Source organism: Halanaerobium saccharolyticum, from assembly GCF_003259895.1.
Classification (GTDB): domain Bacteria; phylum Bacillota; class Halanaerobiia; order Halanaerobiales; family Halanaerobiaceae; genus Halanaerobium; species Halanaerobium saccharolyticum_A.
Genome location: NZ_QLME01000020.1, coordinates 23,507 through 36,679, shown reverse-complemented (window position 1 = coordinate 36,679; position 13,173 = coordinate 23,507). Strand labels below are relative to the sequence as shown.

Sequence of the window (13,173 nt, the reverse complement as noted above, 5' to 3'; positions counted from 1 at the left end):
CTCATTTTAGATGACTATTTATATTTTATCATATATTTAAACAAATATTAATAAGTTTTTTGAATTTTTTCGATTAAATATCCATTTTTTACTTTAAAAAATAACATTTGGGTATTGACTATAGCTCTAATTGATTATATAATGTAATAAACAAGAATAATTTGTCGAAATTTGTTATGAAAGGAGAATTAATATGAAATCTACTGGTATCGTCCGTAAAATTGATGATTTGGGTAGAATGGTAATTCCAATCGAACTCAGAAAAACTATGAATATCAATAAAAAAGACCCAATGGAAATCTTCGTTGATGAAGAAAAAATAATTCTCAAAAAATATGAGCCAGCATGTATTTTCTGCGGCAGCGCAGATGACACTATCGAATATAAAGGTAGAACCATCTGTGGTGAATGTATGGATAACATGAAGGAATTACAGGAAGAAAAATAAATTTTTACCCAAATAACAAAAATTGGATATTAATTTCTAAAAGAATAGCACCTTAACCGGTGCTATTCTTTTTTTTGCAATAATATTTTATTTTGATTTAATTAATTTATATTCTGACAGTCTTTAAACTTATCTTAAAAATACATGACCACCAATTTTTGTTACAAAATTTCTTCTCGATATCCAGGCTGTATTAGTTGCTATCTCTGGGTTATAAAAATAAATCGAACCCAGTGTTGGATCATAGCCAAGCAATGCAGCTCTTGCTGCCTGCAGTTCTTCTTCACCAGGATAATAATTAGCCTGACCATCCATCAAACTGCTAAACTGTCCCTTCTGCAGGATAACATCTCTGATTGAGTTAGGAAACTGCTGACTATTAATTCTATTTAAAATTACAGAACCAACAGCAACCTTACCTTTAAAATCTTCCCCTCTGGCCTCTCCATGAATGATTCGGGCCAGTAAAATTATATCATCTCTTGATATGTTATAATTTAATTCCGCTTTTAAATCAGGAATTATTGCTAAAGAACTCTCACCAAAAACACCATCTACCTGAAGTCCATTATCTTTCTGAAATCTTTTCACTGCTGCTGCTGTTCCACTTCCATATAATCCATCTAAATTTCCATTATAATAATTTAATTGCCTTAACTTCTGCTGTAATACTGCTACATCTATTCCTTCGTCTCCTCTGCGCATTACTCTACTTCCAAATTCAGACAGATCCAGAGCTGCTGCTTCTTCGAGATTGACAAAAGTCACCATTATAAGGAGTAACATTACCGAGATTAGAACTCTACGTTTGCTCAGCATCATAAATTACCTCCCTGTTGTTCACTGCTAGTTAAATGTATAATTTAATTTTCCTCCCTTTACTTTTCCAACAAAAATCTTCTTATAAACTTATTAATTTAATAATTATGTTTAATCTCAAGTTAATAATAAACAATTACTGACTGATTGTCAAATGTTCATTCTTTACAATTTTTCACTCAAATAGTGTTTCCACTACTGATGGTAATTACAAATTTTTTAAAAAATATAACAAAAACAGTCATAATGTAAAACACTTTACTTGACAATAATATTTGGTTAAAATATACTTAAACAAGAATAATTATCATCTTAGTAAAAAGCTTATCAATTTGATTACATTCTATTCTGATTGATGATAATTATTTATAAAAAAATAGGGAGAGGGTTTAATGAATAAGTTTTTACTTTTAAGAAATATCAGTATTAAGTTTAAATTAGTTGGTCTTACTTTTTTATTGATTTTAGGAACAATAATTATTGGGATTATCGCTTACAATCAGATTGGAACTCTAGGAGTCATAATAACAGATTATAATAGCAATTATGTACCCAGTATCAGCAGTACTTTAAGCTCTGATAGAGACCTGCAGCAGGCAAGAGTTGCTTTGATTGAAGCTGCAAATGAAAATTATCAGAACAGAATAGAGAGTTTAAAATCTATTTTTAATGAAAATATTGAGCAGACTAAAACAAATTTTGAAAGTTATACTGCTACTGCTTCTGTTTCAGAGGAAGAAGTAGAATTAAAAAATATTTTTGCTAATAATTATAATCAATATCTGACCCAGACTCAATTAATCTGGGAGGAAATTGACTCCGGTAATTATAATCAGGCAAATAATTTACTTTCTAAAGAAGAACAATATTTTACAGACCTGCGCAGTATTTTAGATAGGGTTCAGGATATTTATGTTGAGGGGGCAGAACAGGAAGAAAATAGAGCCAGCTCGACTGTTAAGCAGTCATATACAACAATTTTAATTATTATTATTGTGCTGGCTATTGTCAATACCATGCTGGCTTTAATTATTATTACAGGTATTACTAAACCGCTATCAGCAGCCGAAAAATATCTGCAGTCAATTGCCAGTGGAAATTTGAGTATAGAAATTGAAGACAAGTATTTAAATCGCAAAGATGAGATTGGTAAACTGCTCAACGATTTAAATGAAATGAAAAATAAATTATCTCAAATTATCGGTAATGTTATAAACATTTCTTCTAATCTGTCTGCCTCAAGTGAAGAACTGTCTGCTTCCAGTGAAGAAATGTCTGCTTCTGCTGAAGAAGTTGGACGCTCTGTTCAGGAAATTGCTTCGGGGGCTGAAGAACAGTCAGCTCAGGTTGACGAAAGCAAAAATAATATTGACAATTTAATGGAAGAAATTAAATTAGTTGAAAATAATACAGAAAAAATGAATCAGCAGGCCAGTAATGTAATTAATTATCTTGATCAGGGTAATCAATCTATTAATAAATCAATTAATCAAGTTGCTGAGGTTAAAAATAAAACAATTACTGTCACTGAAAAAATACATCAGCTGGGGGAACTCTCCGAAAAAATAGGGAATATCATTAAATTAATTAGCGGCATCTCTTCCCAGACAAATCTGCTGGCTTTAAATGCTGCAATCGAAGCAGCAAGAGCCGGGGAAGCTGGAAGAGGATTTAGTGTTGTTGCCGATGAGATTAGAAATTTAGCTGAAGAGTCTTCCCAGGCAACTGAACAAATTGCCAGCCTAATTAATCAAATTCAAAATGGAGTACAGGCAGCAGTTTCAGAAATTGACGAAACTAATCAGTCGGTTGAAAATAGTGTTGCTGTTATTAAATCTACTGATGACTCATTTACTGAAATTAACAAGGCAATGAGCCAGCTAACCAATTATATTAAAATAATCACTGAAGAAGCTAAAGAAATGGATAACAACAGTGACTTTGTTAAGCAGGCTATTACAGAAATAGCTGCAGTTAGCCAGGAATCAGCACATAACGCCGAAGAAGTTGCAGCCGCCAGTTCGGAACAGGAACAATCAATTAAAGAAATAGTAGAAAGTTCTACCAATCTGGCAATGATGGCTGAAAATTTAATGAACAATGTCAGAACTTTTAAAGTGTAGTCAAATTAAAGAATATAAAAATAGCAAAACCCTCCGTCAGCACAATAACGGAGGGTTTTGCTTAATTCATTTTAATATTTAAAAGCTAGTTAAATTTAATAGTTTTCTTCCGATAAAAATTGAATCTCAAATTGATTACCAAGGTCAGCCATTATTTCTTTAACTTCAGCTTTAGTTCCTTTTGTAACATCAATCCAGATCTCTCCTGGATTATCATGATCCACGTTAACAGTACCAATTCCCTCGTAAGCTTTAATTATCATATCTATATAATTAATTTGCTTTAGATCAACTTCATACCTAAGTTTTAGAGTGTTTTTCATCTTAATTCTCCTTCTGACGCCTCAGCAAAGAACCCGCAGGAACTCCTGAAGCAAAAGGAATTCTAATTAACTGTTTAGGATGAGGAGCAGCCTCAATTTCTTCGCCTTCTTCATTTAAAAGATAATCAGCAGTGATCGTAAATGATTTTTGACCGGGAACTACTAATTCAAGTTGATCACCTTTAAAAATCTTGTTTCTAACCTCCACAACTGCTTCTGCTTGAGTGGAATCATAATCCCTAATAACTCCCATAAAATCATAAGTTCTTAAATAGGAAGAACTTTCGTATCTCTGACCTTCGGCTCCAGGTTTTCCATAATAAAAACCTTTGGTATAATCGCGGTGGCTTATTTTTCTAAGCTCTTCTAAAAGCTCCGGCTCAACTTCAAAATTTTCGGGGGCTTCATAATATTGATCTATTAGCTGACGATATGTATTAACAACTGTGGCAGCATAATGAACACTTTTCATTCTGCCCTCTATTTTTAAACTGCTTAAACCCAGCTCTATTAGTTCTGGAATTTCTTCAGCCAGATTTAAATCTCTGGAGTTCATAATAAAGGTTCCCTGATCATTTTCTTCAATTGGATAATACTCACCGGGCCTTTTTTCTTCTACCAGATGATATTTCCAGCGGCAGGACTGAGCACAGTCTCCTTTATTAGCATCCCGGCCCACAAAATAATTGCTGAGCAGACAGCGTCCAGAATAAGAGATACACATTGCCCCATGAACAAAGTATTCTAGTTCTATTTTTCCCTCTGTTTTGTCTGCAATTTCTTTGATTTCATCTCTACTTAATTCTCGAGCTAGAATTATCCGTTCAGCTCCCTGTTCTGCCCAGAAAAGAGCAGAAGCCCAGTTAACATTATTGGCCTGAGTACTAATATGAATCTCCATCTCCGGCATTTCTTTTTTGACAAAAGCAAAAACACCTGGATCAGAAATTATAAGAGCATCTAAATTGAGTATTTTTATTTTTTCTATATATTCTGGAAGTTGAGCCAGTTCCCTGTTGTGAGGAATCATATTAAGGGTCATATATACTTTTCTATTCCGTTGATGGGCAAATTCAATTCCGTCTTTGAGCTCCTCGACAGTAAAGTTATCAGCTCCGGCTCTTAAACCAAAGTTTAAACCTCCACAATATACAGCATCAGCACCAAATAAAATGGCCGTTTTTAATTTTTCTAAACTTCCTGCTGGTGCCAGTAATTCTACTTTATTCATTTATATCTTTCCTCCTGCTAATCGCCATCCCATCACCTGCTGTAACTATCGTTGAATCAAGTTCTGGATGGTTCATAATTAATTTTAAATATTTTTTTAAGTTAGTGACTATTGTTCTAATCTTATGTTCTGGTTCGGCTTCTGCAAGTATCTTGCCTTTATATAGTACATTATCCGAAATTAGAAGTCCTCCCGGGGCTAAAAGCTCCATTAAATATTCAAAAAGATAAAAATACTGCCCCTTGGCAGCATCAAGAAAAATAAAATCATAATCTTTTTTTAAATAGAGCAAAACATCAAAGGCATCTCCAACCTTTAAGTCAATTTTTTCCTGATAATTAAATTTCGAAAAATTTTTCTTAGCCTTCTGGGCCCGCTCAGGATCCAATTCTACTGCTGTAATCTCAGACATTTCCGGGCTGTATTTTGCCAGTAAAAGTGTAGAAAACCCATGTGCGGTACCTATTTCTAAAATTTTATGTGGTTTTTTTAGTTTCAACTGTAATTTTAATAAATCAGCTGCATCTCGATCAATGATTGGAATATGAATTTCTTTGCAGTGTTTTTCAATTTCAGCAAATTGCTGGTCTATATATTTGCTTTTAGAAAATTTGCTGTTAATATTAGTGATCTTCATAATCTACTTCCTTTATGCTTAATAGATAATTATATTCAAATTAATAAATCCCTAAATCTTAATTAATTTAACTCTCGCTGTTTTTGGAGATGCTCCTCATAGCTTTCTGTAAAAACATGACTGCCATCCTCACGAGCAAAATAGAATAAATAATCACTTTGATCAGGGTTAATTGCTGCTTCAACAGCCCGATCACCCGGATTTGCTATTGGTGTAGGAGGCAGTTCTCTGATTAAATAAGTATTATAAGGAGATTCAATTTCTAGATCAGAATAGAGCACTCGTTCGGTTCTTTCTGGTAGAGCATACTGAACTGTTGCATCCAACTGCAGAGGCATTCCACGATCTAAACGATTATAGATTACTGAAGCTATCAATTTATTCTCTGAATCTAATCTGCCTTCTTCTTCAATTAAAGAAGAGATTATTAAAAGCTCGTAAGCAGAATAACTATTATCCTCTGCTGCTTTTTTTAAAACTGGCTGTCTCTGAGCTATAAAGTAATTGATTAATGACTCTGCTATATCCTGTTCATCATAGCTCATTGGAAAATTATAAGTGTCAGGAATAATAAAACCTTCTGCAGGATAAAATTTTCCCGACCCAGACTCTTCTGTTTCAAAATTTCTTTCTATCTCTATTTTTGAAAGTTCCCTATTAATTTCGTTTTTCAATATTTCTCGCTCATATTCCGGCATTTCTAAAGCGGAAAATCTATTTAAAATTTCTTCAAAAGTAAAACCCTCCGGAATAGTAACTTTAAATTGCTCTTCTTCTCCCCGCTGCAATTTATCGATGATTTCTAGAGGAGTATTTGAAGTTGAAAAGCGGTAATAACCTGCCCGAAGATTATCTACCTGTTTAAATCGGAGCAGCAAATAAAACATAGTAGAGGATTTGATAACTTCCTCTTCCTCCAGCAGATTTGCAATTGCTCTGCCGCTCATCCCCTGTTCTATTTCTACCATAATATCTCTTGGATCAACAGGATTTATTGGCTCAATTAAAGAATAAGCCCTCAGTGAAAAGCTGAGTATTATAATAAAGATCAAAAATATAAAAGCTGTTCTTTTCAACTTCAAAATCTTCCTCTCATAATTTAAATTGATTGATTAATTAAAAATTGTAGAGACAGTTTTCAAAAATCAGGTTGTTTTATTCCATATCTTCTAGATATGCAGCCTGAACTTTTTCGAATTCTTCTTTTTCTTCAACAGGAATAATAATTTCTTCTTCCCCTTCATTGATAATTTTAACTACTGTTGCATCAGCATTTTCTCCCGCTCTGGCATCAACAATGATTAAGTATTTTACGCCGTCGATCACCAGATCATCTTCTATAATAAAGCGGCTCTCCCCTGTTCCATCAGATAAAACCAGTTCCTTTTCGTCTTCATCAATCCAAAACTTGCCATTACTCATCATATTACCCCTTCCATTTTCTTAGTTTGTGAATTAATTCCTCTGTACCAGGTACAAATCAATTGATTTATACCTGGTACCTATAATTTTTTACTGTGAGTCAAGATAAGACTGTAGAATTAAAGAAGCAGCCAGCTTGTCTATCACTTTTTTTCTTCCTTTTCGGCTGACATCAGCCTCCAGCAGTATATTTTTTGCCTGACTTGTTGTCAATCGTTCATCCTGAATCTGAATAGGAAGCTCAAGATTATTTCTTAAAAAATTAATGAAAGCCTGAGTTATTTCTGCCCTTTTACCCATTGTACCATCCATATTATAGGGCATTCCCACTACAATCTCTTCCACCTCATATTTATCTATGTATTCTTTTATTTCTGCCAGTAATTCCTGATGGCCGTGCATCTCAAGAGTTGCCAGCGGCTGTGCTGTCCAGCCAAGAGCATCGCTTACTGCTACTCCTACTCTTTTATTACCATAATCTAAAGCTAAAATTCTCAAATCTTTTGCCTCCAATTTTCTTTCTTCAATAAAATATTATATAATCATTTTAGTAAATAAGCAAATTTATGAGTTCAATTATAAGTAATTTAGTCAATTTTAATTTAACTCTGGAGGCAAATTATGAATAAAACAATTATTACCCATGTAAAAAGAGACGCGGAACCTTTCAATATGGAACAGCGTCATTACCATAATCAATTTGAAATTTACTACCTTTTAAAAGGTGAGCGCAATTATTTTATTAATCAGCGGAGTTATCATGTCAAAAAAGGAGATCTTGTTTTAATCAATAAAAATATTTTACATAAAACAAGTACTATTGATCAGGAAAATCCTGAACATGAAAGAATTTTAATTCAGTTTGATCAGAATTTCTTTTCATCTCTGGCACCAGAAATGGAAGCAGCAGAATTATTTAAAATTTTCAAGAAAAAAGAAAATGTTTTAAGTCTCAATCCCGAACAGCAGCTCTGGCTGGAAGAAGAACTGTTTAAGCTAACTGCAGAAAACAAGAAAACTAACACACCTGAAAACAAATTATATATCAAGATGATGATCGTTGAAATTTTAATTTTTATAAAAAGAATATCTTTGAAATCAGCTTCCAAAAACCTTGATTATCCAGATCAAAAACATAAAAACATATCTAAAATAGCAGCCTATATAAGTCAAAATTATCAAAAATCATTAACTTTAAGTGAACTTGCTTCCAAATTTAATTACAGCTCAGCCTATTTAAGTCGGGCTTTTAAAGAAGTTACAGGTTTTAATTTTGTGGAGTATAAAAATAATATCAGGATTAAGGAAGCCAGCAAACTGCTGCAGCAGAGTAATCTGTCTGTAACAGAAATTGCAACTGAGGTTGGTTTTAACAATATAACTCACTTCGGCAGGATTTTTAAAGAATTTACAGATTTATCACCGCTTGAATACCGAAAAGTTAAAGAAATATAATAAACTGGAATTTATTATCACTCCTAATTTTTGTCCAGATAATTTTTAAGGCTCCTGAAATTAATCAGAAGCCTTAATTATATTTAATAAGGAGTTAACTTTAAATTATCAATTGAGAATTATTTATTTAATGCTGAAGGAAATTCAACCAGATTTTTAATTTTAATTGGCTGGTCTTTTTCGATTGAGCGTCTGGCTGCAATACCGGTTAAGATTGACATGGCACCATCATAGCCTCCGGCCTGGCGTCCTAAAGGATCTGCTTCCGGATTTTCGAGGAAAATATCTTCTAATAAACGCTTATCTCCTCCACCATGACCGCCTTCTTCTACTTCAACATCAAGTGTATATGATTCTTCAAAGAGTGGGAAAACTTCCAGCCGGATATTATTGTCTGGAGTTTGTCTTTCTAACTCTCCATCATGACCACTAATATAGGAAGCCTCTACAACATCCTGTTCAATTCTACCTTTGGTTCCAATAAAAGCAACCTTATAGCCTTCATAAGGTGCATAATTGTTGAGTGAATAACTTAATAGAGCCCGGTTCTGATATCTTACTGTAAGAGCCCTTGTATCCCAGATATTTATTTCTGGCGAGAATACACAGCGATCTCTAAAATAACCATCTTCATGCTCTGCATCCAGATAAAGCGCTGTAAGTTTATCAGAAGAACTCATATCCAGCACAAATTTACAGTCATCTGTAGCATCACAATCCTTACATCTCATTCTGTAAGGAAAAGTTTCGGGTTGATAAAATCTTTTATCACCAAAAGCAAAAACTTCTTCGGGGGCAGAATCCAGCCACCAGTTAACTAAATCAAAGTGGTGAGTTGCCTTATGTACCCAGAGAGAACCGGAATTTCTTTTTTCTCCGTGCCAGCGGCGGTAATAATCTGCACCATGGGTGGTATCAAGATACCAGTGAAATTCGACCATTGTAACTTCACCAATTACTCCCTCCTGCAGCATTTCCTTAACTTTAGAACGATAAGGAGAATAACGATAGTTAAAAGTAACTGTTAAATCATTCCCTGTTTCTTCCATAGTATCCAGTATAGCCTGATTTTTCTCTTCATTTGTGGTCATTGGTTTTTCTGTGATCACTTTAAGATCATTTTTTAAACCTTTGATAATATATTCATGATGATGTGAATCTTTAGTGGTAACTACAATTCCTTCAATATTTTCTTTTTCAATCATTTCTTCAAACTGATGCGGCTGATAAGTGGGTAGATCCAATCCCAATCTTTCGTTAACATAGTCCATTCTTGTCTGATTTAAGTCAAGTAAAGCAACCAGTTCATTTTCTGCTGCAATTTTTTCATTTTCAACTAATGCTTCATAATACATCGCTGAGCGGGAACCAGTCCCAATCACTGCATATCTCATTAAAAATTCCTCCTAAATTTATTTAATTGATTCTAAACAAATCTTATATAAAAAAAAGATTAATAACAAGACATTTATTGTTTTCCTCAAAGTAAATTCTACATTTTTTGATATTTAGAGCAAAAAAATAGCAGCTGATAAAATATCAGCTGCTTTAAAACAGAGGCTGCTAGTTATTGAGATAACTGCGCAGTAATTCTTCAATTATTTCATCTCGCTCAATAGTTCTAATCATTGTCCGGGCGTCTTTATAACTTGTTATATAAGCAGGATCACCAGAAAGTAAGTAGCCAACAATTTGATTAATTGGATTATACCCTTTTTCTTCCAGGGCCTTAGACACCTTATTGAGAACAAATGCTGCTTCACTTAATTCTTCTTTATTAATCTTAAATCGCATCGTTTTATCATTAAAATCTTCTGCGGCCATATTATCACATCCCGTATTTAAATTTGCCCTATTTTATTATTTCTGCAGTCAGCTTTAAATTCCTTGTTTTTATCAGTGATTTTTCCTCATTGAATTAAGTTTTAAGCTTTTATTCAATTAACCTGCAATTTCTCTTACAATTTTTTCTACTTCTGCCAGTGCTTCAGAAGTTTTATCCGGTTTTGAACCTCCTGCCTGGGCCATATCAGGACGTCCACCACCACCACCTCCGGCAATTCTGGCAACTTTTGAAATAATATCTCCAGCTTTAAATCCTTTTGCAATTAAATCTTCAGTCACAGAAGCAACAAAGATTACTTTATTATTACCTTTGCTGGCCAGAACAATTACAGCCGAATCAACTTTATCTTTAAGCTGATCATTTAAGTTTCTCAAAGCTGAATTATCAAGATCTTCAAGTTCTGCTGTCAGCAGATTAACACCTTCAATTTGCTGCAGTTGATCGATAAGTTCATCCTTTTTAGAACCTGCCAGTTTCTGTTTTAATGCTTCTAATTCTTTTTCTAAATCTTTCTGCTCTTTCTGAAGCTGTTTTACCCGCTGTAAGAGGTTATCCGGTTCAGTTTTTAACTCAGCTGCCGTCTGCTTTAAAAGTTCCAGCTTAGAATTAAAATAATCCAGAGCATATTCCCCAGTCACAGCTTCTATTCTTCTGACTCCAGCTGCAATTCCACTTTCAGAAATAATTTTAAAAACCCCAATATCTCCAGTTGCCTCCACATGAGTTCCCCCACATAATTCCAGACTAAAATCACCCATTTTGACAACTCTTACTTCTTCTCCATATTTTTCTCCAAAGAGAGCAGTTGCTCCCATTTCTTTAGCTTCATCAATTCCCTTAACTTCAGTTTCGACATTATAATTTTCCATTACCGCCTGATTTACTTTTCTTTCAATTGTTTCTAATTCTTCCTCAGTCAGCGCAGAAAAATGTGTGAAGTCAAAACGCAGTCGATCCGGAGCCACCAGAGATCCAGACTGATTTACATGTTCACCTAAAACCTCTTTTAAAGCTTTGTGCAGCAGATGAGTAGCTGAGTGATGTCTTGCTGTTGCCTGGCGTCTGTTGTGATAAACAACTGCCTCTACCTCAGCTCCAACTTCTATTCGACCATCCTTTACCTCAACTTGATGTACAAAAACTTCTGCTTTTTTAATTGTATTTTTAACTTCCACTTCAAAATTATCATTCTTAATTATACCCTCATCACCAATCTGACCTCCACTTTCTGCATAAAATGGAGTTTTAGCAAGTATAAGATCTCCTTCTTCACCTTCCACAAGCTCTTTGACTTTCTGATTATCCTTAAGCAGACCTATAACTTTAGTTTTTTCTTTTAAAGAATGATAGCCGGTAAAATTATCCTCTTCAATCTGATCTTTAAATTCTGCATAAAGTTTTTCTACCTCACCACTGCTGAAAGAAGTTTCCTCTCTGGCTTCTCTAGCCCGTTTACGCTGAGCTTCCATTTCTTTTTCAAATCCTTTTTCGTCAACCTTAATTCCGGCTTCAGCGGCAATATCTTCAGTTAAATCAAGTGGAAAACCATAGGTATCGTATAAACGAAAAGCCTCTTTACCTGCCAGAACAGTTTTATTTTCTGCTTTAAGTTCTCTTAACATATCTTCTAGCATATTTAAGCCCTGTTCTAAAGTTTTTAAGAAACTTTCTTCCTCAGATTTCAAAACATTTTTAACATGGGCCAGCTGTTTTTTGAGATCAGGTGCTACTCCCTTTACTATCTCAGCTGTTTTTTCTACTAATTTATATAAAAATGGTTTTTCAAAACCAAGTTTACGTCCATAACGGGCAGCTCTTCTAATCAGACGCCGAATTACATAACCACGACCCTCATTAGAAGGTAAAGCTCCATCAGAAATAGCAACCGAAGCTGAACGGATATGATCAGCAATAACTCTATGTGCTGTTACACTTTCTTCATCTTGCCGATAGGAAATCCCTGTCATTTTTACTACCTGATCAATAATCGGTTTAATCAAATCTGTTTCAAAATTGGTTTCCGTCTCCTGTAAAATGGAAGCAACTCGTTCCAGGCCCATCCCGGTATCTATATTTTTATTGGGTAGTTCTCTGTATTCTCCGGCTTCAGTATAATTGTACTGAGTAAAGACAAGATTCCAAATTTCTAAATATCTATCACCTTCACCACCAAGCACATCTTCTTCACTATCACCGGCTTCTACTCCCCGATCATAATGAATTTCAGAACAGGGGCCACAGGGGCCAGTTCCAATCTGCCAGAAGTTTTCTTTTTTACCCATTCTGACAATTCTTGCTTCCGGCAGACCAACCTGGTCATGCCAGATTTTAAAGGCTTCTTCGTCTTCCTCATAAATTGTAATCCAGAGCTTATCTTCGTCCAGTTCCAGTACTTCCGTTACAAATTCCCAACCCCAGGTAATTGCCTCTTCTTTGAAGTAATCCCCAAAAGAAAAGTTACCAAGCATTTCAAAATAGGTATGATGGCGTGCTGTTTTACCCACATTTTCTATATCATTTGTACGGATACACTTCTGACTGGTAGCAATACGATTTTTAGGTGGCTCAAGACTGCCGTCAAAATATGGCTTAAAGGGAGCCATCCCTGCATTTATCCACAACAGACTTGGATCATTTTTAGGAACCAGAGGTGCACTATCTAAAATCAAATGTCCCTTTGATTTAAAAAAATCAAGATAAGCCTGTCTTATTTCATCTCCACTTTTAATCATTTAAACCTTCCTCTCTATAAATTTATTTCTTTCTCTCAGATATTAATCTCCACAACGCTTTTCATTAAGAATTAATTATGGATTGTTCTAACTCCTTCGCCCTGGTAATAATTAAAATAACAAACAGGGCTCAGTCA

The 13,173-nt window shown here is 34.4% G+C and carries 13 protein-coding genes; 3 read left to right on the top strand and 10 right to left on the bottom strand.

The genetic code is table 11. The annotated features are described in order from the left end of the window. The first annotated feature begins 193 nt into the window (after nt 1-193). Complete coding sequence (locus tag C7958_RS11650; RefSeq protein ID WP_108139784.1) at nt 194-448, top strand: AbrB/MazE/SpoVT family DNA-binding domain-containing protein; 255 nt, start codon at nt 194-196, stop codon at nt 446-448. A gap of 129 nt (nt 449-577) precedes the next feature. Here C7958_RS11650 and C7958_RS11645 read toward each other — a convergent pair whose 3' ends face one another. Then, nucleotides 578-1,270: a cell wall hydrolase gene (locus C7958_RS11645; RefSeq protein ID WP_243834338.1), complete on the bottom strand. Its 693-nt coding sequence runs from the start codon at nt 1,268-1,270 to the stop codon at nt 578-580. A gap of 389 nt (nt 1,271-1,659) precedes the next feature. Here C7958_RS11645 and C7958_RS11640 point away from each other — a divergent pair, with 389 nt between their 5' ends. Beyond that, nucleotides 1,660-3,390, top strand: coding sequence for a methyl-accepting chemotaxis protein (locus C7958_RS11640; protein WP_111572845.1), 1,731 nt, complete (start codon nt 1,660-1,662; stop codon nt 3,388-3,390). Nucleotides 3,391-3,485: 95 nt separating this feature from the next. Here the strand turns inward: C7958_RS11640 and C7958_RS11635 are convergent, their stop codons facing one another. From C7958_RS11635 to ruvX, 6 genes are all read right to left on the bottom strand, one after another. Beyond that, nucleotides 3,486-3,713 (bottom strand): DUF4911 domain-containing protein, encoded by a 228-nt coding sequence (locus tag C7958_RS11635; protein ID WP_111572844.1) that lies wholly within the window; start codon nt 3,711-3,713, stop codon nt 3,486-3,488. Between the two features lies 1 nt (nt 3,714). Next, nucleotides 3,715-4,944, bottom strand: a complete 1,230-nt coding sequence (locus C7958_RS11630) for a peptidase U32 family protein (RefSeq protein WP_111572843.1) — start codon at nt 4,942-4,944, stop codon at nt 3,715-3,717. Beyond that, entirely contained in the window at nt 4,937-5,581 is a 645-nt protein-coding gene (locus tag C7958_RS11625) for an O-methyltransferase (RefSeq protein WP_111572842.1), read from the bottom strand. The genes C7958_RS11630 and C7958_RS11625 overlap by 8 nt, the downstream gene beginning before the upstream one ends. A gap of 62 nt (nt 5,582-5,643) precedes the next feature. Beyond that, nucleotides 5,644-6,657, bottom strand: a complete 1,014-nt coding sequence (gene mltG, locus C7958_RS11620; protein WP_111572841.1) for an endolytic transglycosylase MltG — start codon at nt 6,655-6,657, stop codon at nt 5,644-5,646. A 79-nt stretch (nt 6,658-6,736) separates the two neighbouring features. Then, nucleotides 6,737-7,003 carry a DUF1292 domain-containing protein gene (locus tag C7958_RS11615; RefSeq protein ID WP_111572840.1) on the bottom strand — a complete coding sequence of 89 codons (267 nt, stop codon included), beginning with the start codon at nt 7,001-7,003 and terminating at the stop codon, nt 6,737-6,739. Between the two features lie 90 nt (nt 7,004-7,093). Then, the gene (gene ruvX, locus C7958_RS11610) at nt 7,094-7,501 is read right to left on the bottom strand and encodes a Holliday junction resolvase RuvX (protein ID WP_111572839.1); all 408 of its coding nucleotides are present in this window, start codon (nt 7,499-7,501) and stop codon (nt 7,094-7,096) included. A gap of 123 nt (nt 7,502-7,624) precedes the next feature. Between ruvX and C7958_RS11605 the strand changes: the two genes are divergently transcribed. Then, entirely contained in the window at nt 7,625-8,458 is an 834-nt protein-coding gene (locus C7958_RS11605; protein ID WP_111572838.1) for an AraC family transcriptional regulator, read from the top strand. Nucleotides 8,459-8,577: 119 nt separating this feature from the next. Here the strand turns inward: C7958_RS11605 and C7958_RS11600 are convergent, their stop codons facing one another. From C7958_RS11600 to alaS, 3 genes are all read right to left on the bottom strand, one after another. Then, nucleotides 8,578-9,852 carry a Gfo/Idh/MocA family protein gene (locus C7958_RS11600; protein ID WP_111572837.1) on the bottom strand — a complete coding sequence of 425 codons (1,275 nt, stop codon included), beginning with the start codon at nt 9,850-9,852 and terminating at the stop codon, nt 8,578-8,580. 169 nt (nt 9,853-10,021) lie between these two features. Further along, complete coding sequence (locus tag C7958_RS11595) at nt 10,022-10,282, bottom strand: IreB family regulatory phosphoprotein (protein ID WP_111572836.1); 261 nt, start codon at nt 10,280-10,282, stop codon at nt 10,022-10,024. A gap of 117 nt (nt 10,283-10,399) precedes the next feature. After that, nucleotides 10,400-13,036 (bottom strand): alanine--tRNA ligase, encoded by a 2,637-nt coding sequence (gene alaS, locus C7958_RS11590; protein ID WP_111572835.1) that lies wholly within the window; start codon nt 13,034-13,036, stop codon nt 10,400-10,402. Nucleotides 13,037-13,173 lie beyond the last annotated feature (137 nt).

Bases quoted from the DNA above. Each gene is read 5' to 3' on its own strand.
- C7958_RS11650 (WP_108139784.1), top strand. From the start codon at position 194: ATGAAATCTACTGGTATCGTCCGTAAAATTGATGATTTGGGTAGAATG.
- C7958_RS11645 (WP_243834338.1), bottom strand. From the start codon at position 1,270: ATGATGCTGAGCAAACGTAGAGTTCTAATCTCGGTAATGTTACTCCTT.
- C7958_RS11640 (WP_111572845.1), top strand. From the start codon at position 1,660: ATGAATAAGTTTTTACTTTTAAGAAATATCAGTATTAAGTTTAAATTA.
- C7958_RS11635 (WP_111572844.1), bottom strand. From the start codon at position 3,713: ATGAAAAACACTCTAAAACTTAGGTATGAAGTTGATCTAAAGCAAATT.
- C7958_RS11630 (WP_111572843.1), bottom strand. From the start codon at position 4,944: ATGAATAAAGTAGAATTACTGGCACCAGCAGGAAGTTTAGAAAAATTA.
- C7958_RS11625 (WP_111572842.1), bottom strand. From the start codon at position 5,581: ATGAAGATCACTAATATTAACAGCAAATTTTCTAAAAGCAAATATATA.
- C7958_RS11615 (WP_111572840.1), bottom strand. From the start codon at position 7,003: ATGAGTAATGGCAAGTTTTGGATTGATGAAGACGAAAAGGAACTGGTT.
- C7958_RS11605 (WP_111572838.1), top strand. From the start codon at position 7,625: ATGAATAAAACAATTATTACCCATGTAAAAAGAGACGCGGAACCTTTC.
- C7958_RS11600 (WP_111572837.1), bottom strand. From the start codon at position 9,852: ATGAGATATGCAGTGATTGGGACTGGTTCCCGCTCAGCGATGTATTAT.
- C7958_RS11595 (WP_111572836.1), bottom strand. From the start codon at position 10,282: ATGGCCGCAGAAGATTTTAATGATAAAACGATGCGATTTAAGATTAAT.
- alaS (WP_111572835.1), bottom strand. From the start codon at position 13,036: ATGATTAAAAGTGGAGATGAAATAAGACAGGCTTATCTTGATTTTTTT.